This window comes from Pseudomonas sp. GG8 (assembly GCF_052976945.1).
This window is the reverse complement of the sequence record NZ_JBRIIP010000001.1, coordinates 2,474,864-2,492,314: the sequence shown is the minus strand read 5'-3', so window position 1 is coordinate 2,492,314 and position 17,451 is coordinate 2,474,864. Positions and strand designations below refer to the sequence as shown.

Sequence of the window (17,451 nt, the reverse complement as noted above, 5' to 3'; positions counted from 1 at the left end):
TGCCCGGACTGGCGTGATTTGAAGGTGTGGTCTATTGCTGTAATTCAACTTGGATCCAGATCAGGGAGATCGATATGCATTCAGATGCAGCAAGGCCTTATCCAGTGGATTACATCCACCCAACTGGAGAGCAAGCAAGGATTGACTTCACTTGGGGAGCACCACAAAAAGTGGCGCCTATCGGAATTATTATTTGGGTCAAGGATGGAGAGGGTTACGCAAAGCTCGGCGAAACGACTGGCGAGTGGCAGACCTTCAGAGATGCAAAGCTGCACGGTATTGAGCTGGCATCCAAGTTGATTAGTCTCTATGCCGGTCTTTCTGATGTGCTTGGCTGGGTAGAGGCTAGGTAGTGGCGTGATTCGTTGAAGTGGCGTGGTGATAGGATGGCGATTCCCTCAAGAAGGACCGCCACATGACCCAGCACGATATTTACGATGAGTACAAAGGGTTACGGATCTGGAACTACCTGACCTGCGAGAAGGATGCAGGGTCGCGCGAGACGTGGCGCATCCGTGTCGAGGTGAAGCGCATCGATGAGATTGTCATTCCTGCTGTGGATGGTGACCGCACCTACGTTGATCGCGGGCTGGCGCAGATGGCTGGCCGTGAGCTTGGCGCTAGGCTTGTCGATGAGAGCGGCCTCGCCTGAGGCTCGACCTTCAGCGTCACAATGACCGGGCCTTCGCGGAAATTTCCGTCGATCTTGCCGTCAAGCTGCGCGATTTCCTTGCGGATCAGGTTCTTCCATTTGGCGATCAGAAAGTTGCCTTTCAGTATCGGAATTGGATGCATGACGCAGCTTGAACCGTAGCTATAGCCGTTCTGTGTGAGCCACTTATGGGCGGCATACAGCGCCTCGAAAGTTCCGATCTCGGTGAATGTCTTGATATACATGGCTATCCCCAGTCAGCCGCCGCCCTCCGTGACCGGATGCCGCGATAGTTGATGTGATGGCTAATTGCAATTATGATTTCGCCCTTAACAATGGAGTGATTCGATGTTACCGCGATATTTCCGCTGGATTTTTGTGCTGGGTATTCTTGCCGCAGTAGTAGTATTTATAACTTCTGGCCTGCGTGTGTTTACCGGGTCGGCTCCAGCGACAGATCTAATACGGCCTATCATCGCAACTGTTGCATTTGGCTGGGCTTTCACTCAGTCAACCAAGGTTTGACCTGGACTACCGATTTCATCCCTAGGGTCACGCTTGAGTTCGCGCAGGCTTTCGTTTCGGAAGTCCCGCGCCACGTTTTCAGGTATCACGTAATCGTGGCACGGATGGGCAGGATGGTTATTAGTTTGGATTGAAGGTACCCAAGGCCAGTATGGCTGCTTCACCCACCTGAGCCTCGAGCACCGACTTGAACTCCTGCGCGATTTCCTCGCGCTGAACCTCTTCGCCGATCCAGCGCAGCTTCAGCGCCGGTTGCGCGCCGCTGGTGATGACCGAGATACGCAGTACGATCTCGCGGACGCTTAGGCCTTCGAAAGGCACAACAGAGAACATCAGGGAAGTCGGCAGCGTTTCTTTGCTGCTGGCCTCGATAGCGTCCATCGCGCTACGGCTTGCGCCGGTCTCACGAACGGTGTGATCGCTTTCCGACGACGCCTTGATGGTGATGGTGCGCACCGCCGCGATCGCTTTGACGATGCTGATGTCCTGCAGGTCTTCACCAACAGCTTTCAGCGATGCGTTCCAGTCCTCGATCCAGTCGCTCAACTCCTTCTGCGACAGGGTGCGCCCGCCAATCTCCCGCACGGCCTTGTAACCGGCAGTGGGTTTCAGCTTCAGCGCAGCGCGATCATCTGCGTGACCAGGGTTCGCGGCGTCGCCGATGTTGAACATCACCAGGCAGGACATTTCGTCCTGATCAATGAAGCCTTGAGCATTTACCACTGCGCGGTCGGTGACGTACTTACCGAAGTCCAGCAGGGAGTTGGTGGAGAAGGTGCCGCGGAAGCGGCTGCGGCCAGCGGCGAAGCGCTCCAAGTCAAAGATCTTGGCGCCTTCCGGAAGAATGGCGGTCGGCTTGAACGCGCCTGCAGCGTCACCTGCTGACGGTGCACGCTATGCAGTCGGTACGGCGCCGACGGGTCTGTGGGCGGGTAAGGCGGGCATGATCGCAAGCTGGTCAGGGGCCCCTGGATTTTGGACTTTTCAGGCGGCCCGGTACGGCTACAACTTGGCAGACTCAACCCTGTATGTGCGGAACGGTAACGTATGGGCTCCGGCAGCCGCTGCGGGCTTGAGCAACCCAATGACTGCAAAGGCCGACCTGATTATCGGCGGCGTTGCTGGCGCACCTATGCGACTTCCTGCGGGTGCAGCCGGTCAAGTCCTGACGCATACCGCTAACGGCCTGGAGTGGGCAGCACCTTCAACGTACGGAACAGTTGTGATCGAGGCAGCCACGGCGCGAACCTTGATCCTTGCGGATGCTGGAACATACCTGCGAATGACTGGCGCAGCCCCTGCGATCACGGTGCCTCTGCAGGCAACTATTGCGTGGGTCGACAACACCGAGATAACGATACGTCACGCAGGTACGGGCACGCTGACGTTGGTGCCCGCATCGGGTGTAACGCTCAATACCCCTAATGGCGGCACGCTGACCATGGCAGCGGCTATGACCGTCACGCTCAAGCGTGTAGCGATCAACGTTTGGGACGTACTCGGCCAGACGGTGGTCGCATGATTGCTGGGAAATACGCGAGGTTGGCGGGGCAGTCGTGCCCACATCTACAGGCGCTACACCAGCCTGGTGGGCAACGTGACGTGCAAGCAACACCACTCAACAACCTCGAACAGAAGTGTATGGCAACGTAAGTAGTACCTGGATTGGTAACGTCAGAGACCAGTAACAACGCTGACAGCAGCACAGGTTAAGTCGAACACCGCCCCCGCCACTGAGCAGGTTTTTTTCGCCTGGAGAAAAGTGATGACTGCAACAGATCGCGACAGAGACGTGGTGGCCCGAACACTTTGGGGTGAAGCGCGCGGGGAGGGCTTCGCCGGAATGATCGCCGTGGCCTGGTCTATCCGCAACCGAGTGAACGATGGCAAGGATAAATCATGGTGAGGCGAAGGCTATGCCGGAGTCTGCCAGGCCCCGTGGCAGTTCAGCTGCTGGAATAAGAACGATCCGAACTATCCATCCCTAATTGGGGCGAAGCCGATCCCGGCCGGAGAGTTCGCGACTTGCCAGCGTGCAGCAGCGGCGGTGATCGCCGGCACCGCTGGCGGTGCGACTCACTACTACGCCACGACCATGCCCAAGGCTCCAGCGTGGACGGCGAAGGCCACGAAGACTCTGAGGCTGGGGCATCATATTTTCTTTAAGGATGTGCCATGAGCTGCCTATCCAGAGTGCTGCGATCCAGCGCCGATTATGGCCTGATGTTCTGGTGCCCAGGCTGCGATGGCGCGCATCGCATCCAGCATGGTGCCGGATCTGGCCCGCGCTGGGGTTGGAATGGAAACGCTGAGAAACCAACCTTCACGCCGTCGATTCTGGTGAGCTATCCAGCCAACCCGGATGCGGGGGAAGAGTTCAAGGAGTGGCGCACCGCCCGGATATGTCATTCGTTCGTGACTGACGGCCGCATCCAGTTTCTTGGCGATTGCACGCACGCACGGCCTGGCTGGCCAGACCGTGGATATTCCTGATTGGGACGAGGAGGGGCTATGACGGATTCCGCGTGGAAGTTGATCGGACTGGGCTTGGCCATCGCACTGCTGCTGGCGCTGGGTGCCGGTTGCGGAGCATGGCTGGCATCAGGACATTATCGACCGCTGCTCGACACCGCTGAGACAGATCTAGCCTCGGCCAAGACCGTCAATGGCAACCTGCTGGCGCTTACCACTGAGCAGGGGCTGGCGCTTGGTGGGTTGGTGCAGGCGGGCGAGAAACGACAGGAGGCCGCCAAAATAGCAGTGGCTACGGCGAAGGAAGAGGCGAAGCCTGACTATGCTGCGGCAAACACGATTCAGCAGGGACATACAGGCGGTGACCCGGCCATGGCTGCGGCGTCGATCATTGATCAGGAACTAGGGTTATGAGACTGCTGCTGATGGGGGTGGTGTTTTTGCTGGCGGGATGCGCTGGGCAGGAACCCGAAATACGCACTGTGCGAGTGGAGGTTCCAGTGCAGGTTCCGTGCAAGGCACCAATCATTGCGGCGCCGGTGTTCGCTGCGGCTGGCTTGAAGAAAGCGGATTCGCTCGAGGTGAAGGTGAGGGCGCTGCTGGCTGAGCGTCGGCAGCATATCGGTTACGAAAAGGAGTTGGTCGCAGCGGTTACGGCTTGTCGCTGACGGCAGAGGCTGGCCAGTTCTCCGGAAAAGGCCAGCCTCAGCAACTACTTACCCTTCGGTGGGGCATTCCCTCTACCTCCGCCGGAGGCTCCTCCGGTCTTGCTGGGGAGGTTTGCTACAGCGGGTGCTTTAGAGCCGGCCCCACCTTTACTGGTAGGTCCAGAACCGCTTTTGCTACTGCCAGACTTTGCCATGACCTGCTCCTGGGTAGTACTGGGTTTGGTTGCAAAAGTAACCATAGACCAAGTTTCCATCAGGCCGGGATCATGGCCGACCAAGTAGCCTTGAAGGCATTGCAGTTGTATGTGATGAATGTGTGTCGATGAGCGGCTTCACACCTGGCGTGATGAGAGGATTGAGCTGATGTTTATTTTGTGGATTAGGCCCGGCGCTCAGGGAAAGGCTTAGATACCCATGAAGCATCTCACGACGAACCCTATGCCGTTATAAGCGCTTCATTTCTTGGCTGATCCACTAATCTGATATGTATAGTTATTTTTAAACTCGAATGAATATCTACGGCTCAGTAATAATACCCAAGTGAGTGTTGATTGGTGATATCATAGCGCCACTATAATGGCGTCATCATTTTATCCAATGGAATGGCGTTGATGAACCTGAGCATGCGATTAAAGCTCGAGCGTGAAGCGTGTGGCCTGACCCAGAGCGCCATTGCTGTCATTGGTGGCATACAACCCAATACGCAATTGCTCTATGAGAGCGGAACGAGGTGTCCGAGGGCTGACTACCTGAGCCGATTGTCTGCCACGGCTATCGATGTACTGTTCATCGTCACGGGCAAACGAACGCCATATGCTGTTGCTAAACTTCCCGCTGATGAATCTGCACTTATTAAATTTTTACGGGCTGCGGACTTTTCCGATAAACACGCCCTAGAACATATTATAAATATATTAGCCAAGACCTTGCGAAATAAGCGCCATGACTAATTTTAAGTTTCATATGTTTTTGGTGTTATTGGCTGTGTCGTTCCTGGCTTTACTGTGGGCTATGGCTAATTTCCTTTAGAAACCCTCAGAACTTACTTCAAGGTCAGTGATGGAGCTCATTACTGGATTTGGGGGTGTTCGGGAAATCCTGTAGTTGAAGGACTTCCCAAACCCCGAATCTCAAATGGATGGGTGTGCCGAAGTAGGCCTATTCAGCTGCTTGCTCGACCTTGAAACGAACGCCTTGGCCTTGAGTTCTTTCCGCCCATTGGCGCACACCTCGAAAAGATACTGGGCTTCCTCTAGGTTAGGTGATGCTTCATGGTAATAGGGATTGTGTTCGGTCGGCAGGATTAAAGAAGGCAGATTCGCTCAAGGTGAGGGCGATACTGACCGAGCGTCGACAGTATATTAGCTATGAAAAAGAGTTGGCGGCGATAGGCGTTTGTCAGTAGGGATAGACTCCTGCAGCTGATTGCTAATGTTTCGTACCTACACTGCAGGTCGTAAAAATTAGCATGCTGCCCGTGCAGGTGCGCTGCCGGTCGATCTTTACGTCTTCACACCTGGTGTAAAGGAGGTCATTCGGACCGAATCCCGTTTTCTTTTTAATTGCGGTCATCTGAACAGGCGTTTGCATGCGTATTAACCACCTCGCATGCTACTTGAGCAGCAAGCTCCGTGGTGACGACATGCTGCATTCGACCCATAGCCGCCGGTTATCAAGGACCGTGTTCAACATCAAGTCCCTACTTCGCTGTTGGCAGCCACGGCCAGACGTACCGCTGCATTGATCACCACATAGAGATTTACCACCGTATCACCGGGCTGACAGCGCAGCTTTTCGTGTCTGCTCACTGATGGCTGCTGCAAAGTCTTCGGGTGTCGGGCTTTCCGGCCATTGCGCTATACCCTCTGGCAGCGTAATCCAGGGTTGTTTACGCTTGACCCAGATATGAGCCAAGGGTGCCAAACAGTCCGCGTCCTGGAGTACGCCTGCTAGCAGTACACGCATATCAGGGGCAGCGTCGGTTTCATTGAAGAGCCGGGTGAAACACGTACCGCAAGCGTACTGCGTTGACGTATGTCCTTCTGATGTATGGATGTACGTGACAGTGCTTCCCGACACATCAATCGCTTGAGCGGCACAGAGCATATGTAATGCGAAGGCACTGCCGCTCCAGCGCTGGCAGTTCAGGCAATGGCATGCGTACAACGGTGCAAGTGTTTCAGTCTGCAATTGAAGATGGACTTGTCCGCATCGGCATTGTCCGGTGAAAGCCATGGTATTGCTCCTTATACTGCTGCACTATAAATGAGAGGTGCATCATCCATGTTCCTCGCACCCGCCAGAAGGCAATAAACGGAGCAACCGTTGGCACGAAATAGATGAGCAGCCTTGAATGGGAAAGCCAGCGGGTATTTCTGGCAGTATTGCGCAGTGGTAGCCTGTCAGGCGCCTCCCGATTACTGGGAATTGCACAGGCAACGGCTCGCCGACGTCTGGAAGCCCTTGAAGCTGGTCTGGGCGTGAAGCTGTTCACCCGAACCTCCGCAGGTCTCGTGCCTACCGCGTCGGCACGGGGACTTGTTCACCATGTCGAATCGATGGCGATGGCTGCTGAGGCGTTCAATCGAATGGCCAGCGCTGAAACGGACGCATCGTGCGGCACCGTCAGACTCACCAGCAGCGCCTTTTTGGGCGTTGAGGTGCTCCCTGGGTTGCTGCGCGATTTTCATTACAAGCACCCAGCATTGAAGCTTGAAATTAGTATCAACGATTCGCTGGAAGACATCGCCCGACAGGAGTCAGACATCGCTGTACGCCTCGTGCGACCGCATGAAGTGGAGGTGGTTGCGCGACGCACAGGTGCTTTGCGAGTGGGCCTGTATGCGAGCGCCCAATGCCTTGAACGCTATGGCGAGCCTGCAAGTCTGGAGGCGTTGCGCCGCGCGCCGCTGATTGGCCCTGACCGACGCTCAGCCGACTTGCGTCGGCTGGTCGAAACAGGCCTGTGTGAGACAGACCAGCCATTCTCTATCGCCACCGATAATCACCTTGCTCAACTCGCGGCGCTAAGAAGTGGCCTTGGATTTGGCTTATGCCCATCGCCCGTCGCGGCGACCTATGGTCTGATCCAGATTCTGCCTGACAGCTTCGGCTTTGACGTTGATGTTTGGATTGCCATGCACAATGACCTACGTAAAGTCGAACGCATCGCCAGAACGTTCGAAGCTCTAGGGAAACTCTGAAAAAGGTTTCCAAATCTGGTGAAATACCCTCCATCACATGAGCTGAACGGTTGAGCCCCATGAAGCAGATTTCTTTCGCTGATGCTGAGTACGCAGGTAAACGTAAGCGGACCCGCCGTGAGATTTTCCTGAGCGAGATGGACAAGGTCGTGCCCTGGAAGGGGTTTATTGCGTTGATCGAACCGCATTATCCAAAGGGTGTTGGGGGACGTCCGGCGTATCCGTTGATGGCGATGTTGCGTGTGCACCTGATGCAGAACTGGTTCGGCTACAGCGATCCGGCCATGGAAGAATCGCTGTATGAGACAACGATTCTGCGCCAGTTTGCGGGTTTGAATCTGGAGCGCATTCCCGACGAAACCACGATCCTCAACTTCCGTCGCCTGCTGGAGAAAAACCATCTTGCCAGGGGCATCATGGAGGTCGTTAATGGCTATCTGGGCGACCGAGGCTTGATGCTTCGTCAAGGCACTATCGTTGACGCCACGATCATTCATGCGCCGACCTCGACCAAGAATAAAGAGGGTAAACGCGATCCCGAGATGCATCAGACCAAGAAAGGAAATCAATATTATTTCGGGATGAAAGCGCATATCGGGGTGGACGCTGATACGGGCCTGACCCATAGCGTGGTGGGCACGGCAGCCAACGTCGCGGACGTTACCCAAGTCGATCAGTTGTTGCACGGCGAAGAGAGCCATGTCTGCGGCGACGCGGGCTACACCGGGGTGGAAAAGCGGCCGGAACATGAGGGGCGCGAGATGATCTGGTCGATCTCCGCCAGGCCCAGCAGCCGTCGCAAACATGGTGAAAAAAGCGTCATTGGCCGTGCGTTGCGCAAGATCGAATATGCTAAATCGCAAACTCGGGCCAAGGTTGAGCACCCGTTTCGGGTCATCAAACGCCAATTTGGTTACACCAAAGTGCGGTTTCGCGGACTGGTAAAAAACACCGCGCAGTTGGTAACACTGTTTGCGTTGTCGAACCTGTGGATGGCGCGCCGACATTTGCTGGAGCCTGTAGGACAGGTGCGTCCGCAGTATGGAAATTAAGGGTTAATAAGCGCCTAAAACCGGCTTATTCATCGAAAAAAGTCGATATTTCAGAAATTTCAGCGAGGTATTCTCTTTTTGAGCGTCTGACGCCCGATTTTCTGTAAAAAGAAGGCCTTACTTCAGACCTTCCCTAGGGGAAGCCCTAACCCATTACCTGACCGAAAGAGTTCAGTCGTGAAAGGCAGGAGTTGCCATTCCTGACCGGCAGATATTGGCCGATTCTGTTGAAAAAGTCGGCCTTAGTTTCCATTGAAAAAAGTAAGCGCCTGAGATTGAAATCCAGAATTTTCGCGGAAGCATTCGGACTGAGATTTCACGTAGCAGCGTGCTAGAAGGAGCTTTCACCGATCAATTTTTCGGCAGTTTGAAAAAACCGACTTTTTCAACACAATCGGCCGTTAAAAGCCGGTCGCCATGTGGATCTATATGCGATCGCCAGCCCTGTGAGCGACTTGGCCCGGCACTATTAATCAAGTCAAGTGTTCAGGCGCATGAGGGCGACGACGGGGCATGACCGTCGCTCCCTTTCAGGCATCACTAACCCCGCAAACAGTTGTGCTGGCCGTTTCCATCGCTGGTATCAGGGCTAGTCCGCGATAGCATTCAGTTCTGCCAGAGCCTCATCTGGCAAATGCAGATCGGCCGCAGCGAGGTTTTCCCGCAAGTGGGCTACTGACGAGGTCCCCGGGATCAAGAGAATATTGGATGAACGACGCAGCAGCCACGCGAGCGCCAACTGCATCGCCGTAACTCCAAGTCGCTGCGCAACGCTGGACAGTGCGGAGGACTGAATCGGGGTGAGTCCGCCCAGAGGAAAAAAGGGCACATAGGCAATTCCATCCAGAGCCAGTTCGTCGATCATGGCGTTATCGTGCTGATGAGCGATGTTGTACAAGTTCTGCACGCAGACGACATCAACGATCTTTCTCGCCTCGGCCACTTGGGTCGGTGTGACGTTGCTAATCCCGATATGGCGTACCAGGCCTTGCTGTTGCAACTCCGCCACAGCGGTCAGTGACGCCTCGATTGAGCCTTCGCCCGGCCCCATTACGTTGTGCATCGCCCGGAAATTGACAACATCCAAAACGTCCAGGTCCAGATTGCGCAGATTATCGTGCACTGCCTGCGTAAGCTCTTCTTTCGAGGCAGCCGCAAGCCAGGCGCCATCGTCGCCGCGCCGAGCGCCGACCTTGGTCACTATCGTAAGATCGTTCTGATAGGGATGCAGGGCCTCGCGGATAATCTGATTGGTGATGTGCGGTCCGTAGAAATCGCTGGTGTCTATATGGTTCACGCCAGATGCCACCGCCTCGTGCAGGACGGCCACCGCTTCTTTACGATCCTTTGGGGGGCCAAACACGCCTGGTCCTGCCAGTTGCATTGCGCCGTAGCCCAGGCGCTTGATTTTGCTGTTGCCAAGAATGAAAGTGCCGCTTTTATCTAAGCTAGGCATATCGATTGTTCTCGCTTCATTTGAGGAGAACTATGATATGAAGGAACCTTCAGGTTTTTGAATTCGCATTCCATGAGCACTCTCAAAGCGTCATTAAAACCAAGAAAATCAGCAGTTCAGGCTCGATCTGCCGCAACCGTTGATGCTCTTCACACCGCCACCCTTCAGGTTTTGACTCGGCACGGCCTTGTGCGCTGCACGACCACTCGCGTCGCTGAACGTGCTGGAATATCCGTGGGCAGCCTTTATCAGTACTATCCAAATCGGGATGCGCTGCTTGCTGCGGTGCTTGAAAAGCACTTGCTGGAAGTCGCCGAAGCAGTCGAGCGCACTTGCGAGCAATGCCGGGGCAAGCCGGTCTCCGACATGGCAGCGGAACTGGTTTCTGCTTTTCTTGCAGTGAAACTGCGCAACCCAGCCATGTCCAAGGCACTTTATGCGATTGCAGCCGAGCGGGGCGGGGCCGAATTGGTCGTTCGAATAAATACCCGAATTGTGGCAGCAATTGCCGCCATGCTGGCGACGTCCTCGGACGCACAGTTTGAAGCCCCGGTGTTGATCGCCACTGTCGCGCTCAGTGCCCTTGTCGGGCCAGTACGAACCCTGCTCGAAGGTTGCGCACCACCGCTCTTTGAAGCATCTCTCGAACAGCAGCTGACGCTACTTTTGACGGCTTATCTTTGTACGTACCGCAGACCCGCGTAGGTTCCTCTCCAAAGGCTGCGTGCAAGCGTCTGCTTCTGGCCGATTCTGTTGAAAAAGTCGGACGCGGTTCTCAGAGCAGAAAAGTAAGCGCATGAGATTGAAATCTTAAATGGCCGCACAGGCATTCGGACACAGATTTCACGTAGCCGCGCGAAAAATAGGCTCCTTCACCGCTCAGCTTCCGGGCAATTCGAGAGAACCGACTTTTTCAACAGAATCGGCCAGAAGCAGCCGGTCACCGAGAAAAGAACTCCGCCGCATTTTGCTACTATCGGGCGCCCTTACCTTTGGCACGATGCCAACATTAGGTTCTTCTATGTTCGACAGAAGCGACTTTGATCAGCTCTCCACTGAGCAACTGACTTTTTGGACCGCGTACAATGATTGCCCCGGTATGGACTCCCGCTGTGCCTTGGGAGGAAAGCTATCTCACCTGCTCTGCATTGATTGGCGCCAGCCTCCTTTTCCGGTCCTTTCAATTTGTAACAACGTCCTGACGCAATTAAGATCGCGTCTTTTCACCCCACCAGGACTCTCCAAGCAATGGACATGCGTCGCCTTTTATCCTTCTCCTGCAGCAAAGCTATACTACCTCTTTTCCTCGGACTGTGTTCCGGCAATGCACTGGCCAGCGGCCTCAGCGAAAGCCTGGTCTCGTGTGAGCCGTCATTTTTCAAACACCTGTATTCCCAGCGCGCCGATCTGGGGAAGACCGTCAAGCTGGCCCGCAACGATCAGCGCGGCCTGGCCTGGCCTGGCCGCCAGTGCCGGACCGCCGCAACTTCGACACCGCTTTCCAGCACTTCACCCCCGGTGTCGACGACCAGGGCCTGCGCCTGACCAGCTACTACGACCGGGTCATGGACCTGGGCGAGCAAGGCATTTACTACTTCTGGGGTTTCGAAATCGATGCCAGCCGCGAGCAAGTCATGGCCAAGTTGCCGCATGCGGAATGGCAGGAGGCCGGCGAGTACTTCATTTCCAAACCACGGATCAAGGCGGACGCCAATTCCGCCTGGCAGAACAACCCTGCGGCGGCCTCGGGCATCGCTCCGGCGGCGGGTTCCGCGGAAAAGCTCCTGATGCTCAGCGTCGAGGACGGGAAGACCCGCCTGCTCTGTTCGTTGCAGGGCAGCGTCGATGAGCGTCTGTTGCAGCAGGAACGCCCGGACGTGGCGCAGGGAACCACACGATGAGGCGCCTGCCATGCCTAGCCGCGGTATTGCTGCTGGGTGGTTGTGCCCACGGCACTGTGCCGCAGAAAGCCGTGGCCGAAGCGCCGGCCACGACGCCTGCTGGCATGTTCAAACTGCTGGAGGACGCCGAACTGGCAACCTACTTCGACGCCCATTCCGTCGCCCTGTACCAGGGCAATCCGCATTTGCGCCAGTTCTACCTAATCAACAATTACCTCGGACTCGCCGCCCCCAGCGGTAAACTTCCAGAGATTCGCAGTTCGCGGGCGATCCGGGTGATCAACTGCGAGCGGGACGAAATGGCGCAGTTCGGCCGGGTTTATTTCTCCGAGCCCTTTGCCCTGGGGCATGAAGTGACACGCAAGAGCGATATTCCGCAATGGGGACCGTTGGAGCGGCAGTCGCTGATCGGGAGGTTGCGCGATTCGGTGTGTAAGATCGATGCGGCGCATCTTCGGGCGGGTAATCCGGGGTAGCTGTATCTGTGCATGAGCAGGCGGCTATCACGGCGCGCCTGCTTTCAGGTGGCAGGGTGGTGTCTTTCCTCTAAACGACGGAACTGGCCGATTTCGGCCAGTGGCGACCGGCTGAAATCGACGCTTATCTGCGAACGGCGGTTCATGGCCGATTGTTGCCTGACAGCAAGGGCTACTATCGACCGATTCTGTTGAAAAAGTCGGTCATCAAAAACTGCCTGATCATCGACCGGTGAAAATGCCTTTTTTACACGCTGCTACGTGAAATCTGCCTCTGGACACCTCAGCTGAAAGTAAAGATTTCAATGTCGGACGGGTACTTTTCAGCTGCGGAAACCATGGCCGACTTTTTCAACAGAATCGACCCATTGCAGTCAGTCGGAGAAGATGGAGCAAAGGGTACGGTCGCATTTGGGGGCAGAGCAGACCTCTTGGATATCTGCTTTCGAAGCCGGCGTGTGAGCCGACTACGAAGTGGATGGTTCTCAATTAATATTGGGCGCTTAATCCTGACGATTAGTAAAAATCATAGTAAATAGCCCATGCGCCAGTGGTGTTATTTTTCCAGAACATCAGGCTTCCGCCGTCCACCACATTCAAGTTTATTTTTGGGTCTGACGATATCTGGAACACGAACTCAAAATCATCACCCGGGTCAACGCTAGACTGGCAGAATGAGGGGTATCCACCGATCTTGTGTTCGTATGTGTGAGTCATAAGATCGTAATAGCTCTGTATCTCACCTGTCCGCTCAAGCCTGAGTATTTCGGCTTCAATGTCCGCCGGTATTCCGCCGCCATCCCATAGAGGAAAGTCCTCTGCCACCAATTCAGCCTTCAAGGGAAAGGGCTTAATGTACGAGCCCGCTACCGACAGCTCCTTACGGATAAGCACATCGTCAGCCCCATACTCTCTGATAAGCCAGTTGTTACCCATCGGCTCGAACTGCTCTGGAAAGGGATCAGAAACGAACAGTGTAAGTGTACGAATCCCTTTAAGAACCGGGCTGTTAAATGGCAGGCTTGGTAAGTGAAACTGTGCATACGGATGCAGCTCATCTCCGACTTTGTTTCTTGGTATGACTTCATCAGGCCGGAAAAGGATTACTTTTCCAAGCCAGCTTTCCTCAGTCTCTTTGGTAGGTCGAAATCCGCCAGCGACGAATTTTGTGGCCGGCCTGGCCAAGCGTTGTCTGATCTCTTGAATTTCCATACTGACGCGAAGCTCCATTGCTCAAGAGTTGGGTAAGAGGGGAAGTGAATGCTGACTTCTTTTTTCGCGGAGTACACGCACGAGTCTTGTTTCACTTTGACCAGGTGTGCCAATGACTGCTTTTGGCCGATTGTGTTGAAAAAGTCGGTTTTTTCAAACCTCCGAAAAATTGATCGGTGAAAGCGCCTTCTAGCACGCCGCTACGTGAAACCTCAGTCCGAATGCTTCTGCGAAAACTCTGGATTTCAATCTCAGGCGCTTACTTTTTTGCCATGGTAACTAAGGCCGACTTTTTCAACAGAATCGGCCGTCTGCGGTCTGTTGGGAGGGGCTGCGGATTCCACGGCCATCCGGCCACCTATTCCATGAGCATCCGGCCACTGATTCCACGGTGATCCGGCCACCCATTCCACGCACATCCGGCCACCCTTAAGGCAGGCAGCGACGCAGGATTAATTAACTACCATCGACCTCTTTTATCGAAGCAAAGAGGTCGTCGTGGAAAGGTTATCCATGCGTAAGATTCGAGAAGTACTACGCCTCAAATTTGAGGTCGGCCTATCTGCCCGCCAGATCGCTATCAGCTTGCAAGTTGGGCGAGCCAGCGTCGGGGATTACCTCAATCGCTTTGCTGCCAGCGGCCTGATTTGGCCCTCTGCCCTGACCGATGCCGAGCTGCAACGAAGTCTTTTCCCGCCACCGCCCGCTGTCTCCAGTGATCAACGTCCGATACCTGATTGGGCAAAGGCTCACACCGAGCTGCGCCGCCCCGGTGTCACTCTGGCTTTGCTCTGGCAGGAGTACCGCCTCAGTCAACCCCAAGGTTTCCAGTACAGCTGGTTCTGCGAGCACTACCGCCTGTGGGCTGCCAAGGTCGACGTGGTCATGCGTCAGGAGCACCGCGCAGGCGAAAAGCTGTTCGTCGACTACGCCGGCCAGACCGTGTCGGTCATCGACCGGCACACAGGCGAGATCCGCCAGACCCAGATATTCGTCGCCGTATTAGGAGCCTCCAGCTATACATTTGCGGAAGCCACCTGGTCGCAGAAACTGCCGGATTGGCTGGGCTCGCACGTGCGCTGCTTCGCTTTTCTCGGTGGGACATCCGAGATCCTGGTGCCGGATAATCTGCGCAGCGGTGTCAGCAAAGCACATCGCTACGAGCCGGACATCAATCCCAGCTACCGTGATCTGGCCGAGCATTACGGGGTCGCCGTATTGCCCGCTCGCTCGCGCAAACCCAAGGATAAAGCCAAGGTTGAAGTCGGCGTGCAGGTGGTCGAGCGCTGGATTTTGGCGGTCTTGCGCAACCGCCAGTTCTTCTCGCTCGGCGAACTCAATACGGCTATTGGCATGCTGCTTGAACGCCTCAACCAAAGGCCCTTCAAGAAGCTGCCCGGCTCGCGCCGCTCAGCCTTCGAAACGCTCGACCAGCCCGCGCTCCAGCCGCTGCCGGAACACCCGTACGTTTACGCCGAATGGAAAAAGGCACGGGTGCACATCGACTACCACGTCGAAGTCGACGGTCATTACTACTCGGTGCCGTACCAGTTGGTGAAGCACCAACTCGAAGTGCGCCTGACGGCGCAAACGGTGGAGTGCTTCCACGCCAACCAACGAGTGGCCAGCCATCTGCGCTCGCTGCACAAAGGCCGCCACACTACCCAAACCGAGCACATGCCCAAGAGCCACCGCGAACACGCCGAATGGACACCGCAACGGCTGATCGGCTGGGCGGAGCAAACCGGGCCGAACACTGCTGGCGTCATCGCCTACATCCTCGAACGCCGGATCCATCCGCAGCACGGCTTCCGCGCCTGCTTGGGCATCCTGCGCCTGGGCAAACACCATGGCGAAGATCGGCTGGAAGCCGCTTGCCAGCGCGCCCTGGCGCTGGGTGCGTGCAGCTACAAAAGCCTCGAATCGATCCTGCGCCAAGGTCTTGAGCGGCTGCCACTGGCCCAACAAAACCTGCCGCTGTTACCCGAAGAGCACATCAACCTGCGCGGCCCCGGCTACTACCACTGACCTGAAGGAGCACCAAGATGCTACCCAATCCAACCCTCGACAAACTGCAAACCCTGCGACTGCACGGCATGATCAAAGCGTTGAGCGAGCAACACAGAACACCAGATATCGCCAGCCTTAGCTTCGAGGAACGCCTGGGCCTGATGGTTGATCGCGAGCTGACCGAGCGTGAAAATACGCGCCTGAGCAGCCGCCTAAAAGCGGCCCGACTGCGTCATAACGCTTGCCTGGAAGACATTGATTACCGCAGCCCCCGTGGTCTGGACAAGTCACTGATCCTGCAACTGGGCAGCGGCCAGTGGTTACGAGACGGCCTGAACTTGATCATCGGCGGCCCCACCGGCGTAGGCAAAACCTGGCTCGCTTGCGCGCTGGCACACAAGGCCTGCCGGGACGGCTATAGCGTGCGTTACCTGCGTTTGCCACGGCTGATGGAGGAGTTGGGCATGGCTCACGGCGACGGTCGTTTCGCCAAACTAATGGCCAGTTACGCCAAGACCGACCTGCTGATCCTCGATGACTGGGGCTTGGCTCCGTTTACCGCCGCGCAACGGCGCGACATGCTGGAACTGCTCGACGACCGTTACGGGCACCGCTCGACACTGGTGACCAGCCAGATGCCGGTGGACAAATGGCACGAGCTGATCGGCGATCCGACCTTGGCTGATGCGAACCTCGACCGGTTGGTGCACAACGCTTACCGCCTCGAACTGAAGGGCGAATCGATGCGCAGGCGCTCGACGAAATTGACGACAGCGGGTACTTCAGACTAACAATGCAAACCTGCGTCGCTGCGCTCCGACTGCCCGGCCGGATAAGCGTGGAACAGGTGGCTGGATGCTGGTGGAATGAGTGGCCGGATGGCGTGGAATCCGCAAGGGGCTGCAAACGACCCATTACTGCGGGTGGCGACAGGCAGTAATCGAAAGATGTCATTCGTCACGCTACCTGGAAGCATCGCGCAAGAGATGACGACCCTGGCCGCATAACCCCAGAAACAACGAAGCCCCAGCACTAGTCTGGGCTTTTTCGTGTCAGGATTTCCGAGACACTAGGTTGCCGCGGCTCTCAACCGAGCCTACTACAGGAGCTGTCTACCGCTGATCAATTTCGATCTTCTGAGTCGGGTCGGGGCTGTATTTTTGACGTTTCAGCTGCGGATCACCCGAGGCTAGGCAAAAGAAAAATATCTCTGCTTCCCCACAGCCTCCATGTAGCGCGCATTCGCTCGCTTGCATATGGTCGAGGAGGATTTCCCTTCCCAGGGACACACAAAACGCGTTTGCCTCCTTCAAAGCTTGCCCTTTTGCGGAGGCAGGACCACCGAAAGGAACACGCGTTGAAATCGTGTAGGTGTCTGGGCCAACTTTTATGGGGCCAGAGTCAGCACATCCCGCCAACATCACCACCGCCAAAGCTCCTACGAACAATTTCATATCGTTCCCTCGTTAAGATTTGGCGAGACTTTATCACCGACGAGGTAGCAGCACGAAAGCCGCGTAGGAGTGGGGATCTTCAGGTTCGTGGTCAACTCTCTATCCAGGTGGAATGTCGACTCCGAGTAACGGCAATTGGCCGATTGCTGCCGGAGTTCGAGATACCGGGCAGTTCCCATATGTTCATGCCGATTGGTCAAGTGGAGTGCGATTTCGCACTGAGTGGCGTGGAAGAGATCGGCGGCTGTCTTTATTCGCCGTCGTGGTATTGCAAGCCGCGTGATTGAGATTGTGTTCGGTCGGCAGGACGCCAGGGATGGGATTTACTGCTGGAAAGTCTTCCCCAAAACGCAACCGTTTGGACCAGTGT

Annotated in this window: 18 protein-coding genes and 2 pseudogenes; 15 read left to right on the top strand and 5 right to left on the bottom strand. The window is 55.9% G+C overall.

The genetic code is table 11. The features are described 5' to 3' along the window. Positions 1 to 74 precede the first annotated feature (74 nt). Together ACVBEG_RS11940 and ACVBEG_RS11935 are read left to right on the top strand one after the other, a co-directional pair. Positions 75 to 353: a hypothetical protein gene (locus ACVBEG_RS11940; RefSeq protein ID WP_447107744.1), complete on the top strand. Its 279-nt coding sequence runs from the start codon at positions 75 to 77 to the stop codon at positions 351 to 353. Positions 354 to 415: 62 nt separating this feature from the next. Beyond that, on the top strand, positions 416 to 652 hold the full coding sequence (locus ACVBEG_RS11935; RefSeq protein ID WP_447107743.1) for a hypothetical protein: 237 nt from the start codon (positions 416 to 418) through the stop codon (positions 650 to 652). Positions 653 to 1,297: 645 nt separating this feature from the next. On the opposite strand, the pseudogene ACVBEG_RS11930 reads toward ACVBEG_RS11935, so the two are convergent. Beyond that, a pseudogene (locus ACVBEG_RS11930) lies at positions 1,298 to 2,032 on the bottom strand (DUF2303 family protein); the annotation flags it as partial. A 1-nt stretch (position 2,033) separates the two neighbouring features. Between ACVBEG_RS11930 and ACVBEG_RS11925 the strand changes: the two are divergent. The 6 genes and pseudogenes from ACVBEG_RS11925 (at position 2,034) to ACVBEG_RS11900 (ending at position 5,267) form a co-directional block, all read left to right on the top strand. After that, the gene (locus ACVBEG_RS11925; RefSeq protein WP_447107742.1) at positions 2,034 to 2,699 is read left to right on the top strand and encodes a DUF2793 domain-containing protein; all 666 of its coding nucleotides are present in this window, start codon (positions 2,034 to 2,036) and stop codon (positions 2,697 to 2,699) included. 243 nt (positions 2,700 to 2,942) lie between these two features. Continuing rightward, a pseudogene (locus tag ACVBEG_RS11920) lies at positions 2,943 to 3,356 on the top strand (cell wall hydrolase). Continuing rightward, complete coding sequence (locus ACVBEG_RS11915) at positions 3,353 to 3,670, top strand: DUF6527 family protein (RefSeq protein ID WP_447107741.1); 318 nt, start codon at positions 3,353 to 3,355, stop codon at positions 3,668 to 3,670. The pseudogene ACVBEG_RS11920 and the gene ACVBEG_RS11915 overlap by 4 nt, the downstream one beginning before the upstream one ends. Positions 3,671 to 3,688: 18 nt before the next feature. Continuing rightward, positions 3,689 to 4,063, top strand: coding sequence for a hypothetical protein (locus ACVBEG_RS11910; RefSeq protein WP_322180569.1), 375 nt, complete (start codon positions 3,689 to 3,691; stop codon positions 4,061 to 4,063). Further along, entirely contained in the window at positions 4,060 to 4,317 is a 258-nt protein-coding gene (locus ACVBEG_RS11905) for a hypothetical protein (RefSeq protein ID WP_447107740.1), read from the top strand. The genes ACVBEG_RS11910 and ACVBEG_RS11905 overlap by 4 nt, the downstream gene beginning before the upstream one ends. 611 nt (positions 4,318 to 4,928) lie before the next feature. After that, the gene (locus tag ACVBEG_RS11900; RefSeq protein ID WP_447107739.1) at positions 4,929 to 5,267 is read left to right on the top strand and encodes a helix-turn-helix domain-containing protein; all 339 of its coding nucleotides are present in this window, start codon (positions 4,929 to 4,931) and stop codon (positions 5,265 to 5,267) included. 820 nt (positions 5,268 to 6,087) lie between these two features. On the opposite strand, the gene ACVBEG_RS11895 is transcribed toward ACVBEG_RS11900, so the two are convergent. After that, positions 6,088 to 6,552, bottom strand: coding sequence for a GFA family protein (locus tag ACVBEG_RS11895; RefSeq protein WP_447107738.1), 465 nt, complete (start codon positions 6,550 to 6,552; stop codon positions 6,088 to 6,090). 104 nt (positions 6,553 to 6,656) lie between these two features. Here ACVBEG_RS11895 and ACVBEG_RS11890 point away from each other — a divergent pair, with 104 nt between their 5' ends. Next, positions 6,657 to 7,520 carry a LysR family transcriptional regulator gene (locus ACVBEG_RS11890; protein WP_447107737.1) on the top strand — a complete coding sequence of 288 codons (864 nt, stop codon included), beginning with the start codon at positions 6,657 to 6,659 and terminating at the stop codon, positions 7,518 to 7,520. A 59-nt stretch (positions 7,521 to 7,579) separates the two neighbouring features. Beyond that, a complete protein-coding gene (locus ACVBEG_RS11885; RefSeq protein ID WP_447107587.1) occupies positions 7,580 to 8,572 on the top strand; it encodes an IS5 family transposase in 993 nt (330 codons plus the stop codon). 589 nt (positions 8,573 to 9,161) lie between these two features. Here the strand turns inward: ACVBEG_RS11885 and ACVBEG_RS11880 are convergent. Beyond that, positions 9,162 to 10,028: an aldo/keto reductase family oxidoreductase gene (locus ACVBEG_RS11880; RefSeq protein WP_447107736.1), complete on the bottom strand. Its 867-nt coding sequence runs from the start codon at positions 10,026 to 10,028 to the stop codon at positions 9,162 to 9,164. A gap of 72 nt (positions 10,029 to 10,100) precedes the next feature. Here ACVBEG_RS11880 and ACVBEG_RS11875 point away from each other — a divergent pair, with 72 nt between their 5' ends. From ACVBEG_RS11875 to ACVBEG_RS11865, 3 genes are all read left to right on the top strand, one after another. Further along, positions 10,101 to 10,733 carry a TetR/AcrR family transcriptional regulator gene (locus tag ACVBEG_RS11875; RefSeq protein WP_447107735.1) on the top strand — a complete coding sequence of 211 codons (633 nt, stop codon included), beginning with the start codon at positions 10,101 to 10,103 and terminating at the stop codon, positions 10,731 to 10,733. 764 nt (positions 10,734 to 11,497) lie between these two features. After that, the gene (locus ACVBEG_RS11870; protein WP_447107734.1) at positions 11,498 to 11,929 is read left to right on the top strand and encodes a hypothetical protein; all 432 of its coding nucleotides are present in this window, start codon (positions 11,498 to 11,500) and stop codon (positions 11,927 to 11,929) included. Next, positions 11,926 to 12,405: a surface-adhesin E family protein gene (locus tag ACVBEG_RS11865; protein WP_447107733.1), complete on the top strand. Its 480-nt coding sequence runs from the start codon at positions 11,926 to 11,928 to the stop codon at positions 12,403 to 12,405. Before ACVBEG_RS11870 ends, ACVBEG_RS11865 begins: the two co-directional genes overlap by 4 nt. A 516-nt stretch (positions 12,406 to 12,921) precedes the next feature. Here the strand turns inward: ACVBEG_RS11865 and ACVBEG_RS11860 are convergent. Further along, the gene (locus tag ACVBEG_RS11860; protein ID WP_447107732.1) at positions 12,922 to 13,617 is read right to left on the bottom strand and encodes a DUF1963 domain-containing protein; all 696 of its coding nucleotides are present in this window, start codon (positions 13,615 to 13,617) and stop codon (positions 12,922 to 12,924) included. A 513-nt stretch (positions 13,618 to 14,130) separates the two neighbouring features. On the opposite strand from ACVBEG_RS11860, the gene istA reads away from it, so the two are divergent. After that, positions 14,131 to 15,645, top strand: coding sequence for an IS21 family transposase (gene istA / locus ACVBEG_RS11855; protein WP_447107731.1), 1,515 nt, complete (start codon positions 14,131 to 14,133; stop codon positions 15,643 to 15,645). Between the two features lie 17 nt (positions 15,646 to 15,662). Then, positions 15,663 to 16,418 (top strand): IS21-like element helper ATPase IstB, encoded by a 756-nt coding sequence (istB, locus tag ACVBEG_RS11850; RefSeq protein ID WP_447107730.1) that lies wholly within the window; start codon positions 15,663 to 15,665, stop codon positions 16,416 to 16,418. A 321-nt stretch (positions 16,419 to 16,739) separates the two neighbouring features. On the opposite strand, the gene ACVBEG_RS11845 is transcribed toward istB, so the two are convergent. After that, on the bottom strand, positions 16,740 to 17,081 hold the full coding sequence (locus ACVBEG_RS11845) for a hypothetical protein (protein WP_447107729.1): 342 nt from the start codon (positions 17,079 to 17,081) through the stop codon (positions 16,740 to 16,742). Positions 17,082 to 17,451 lie beyond the last annotated feature (370 nt).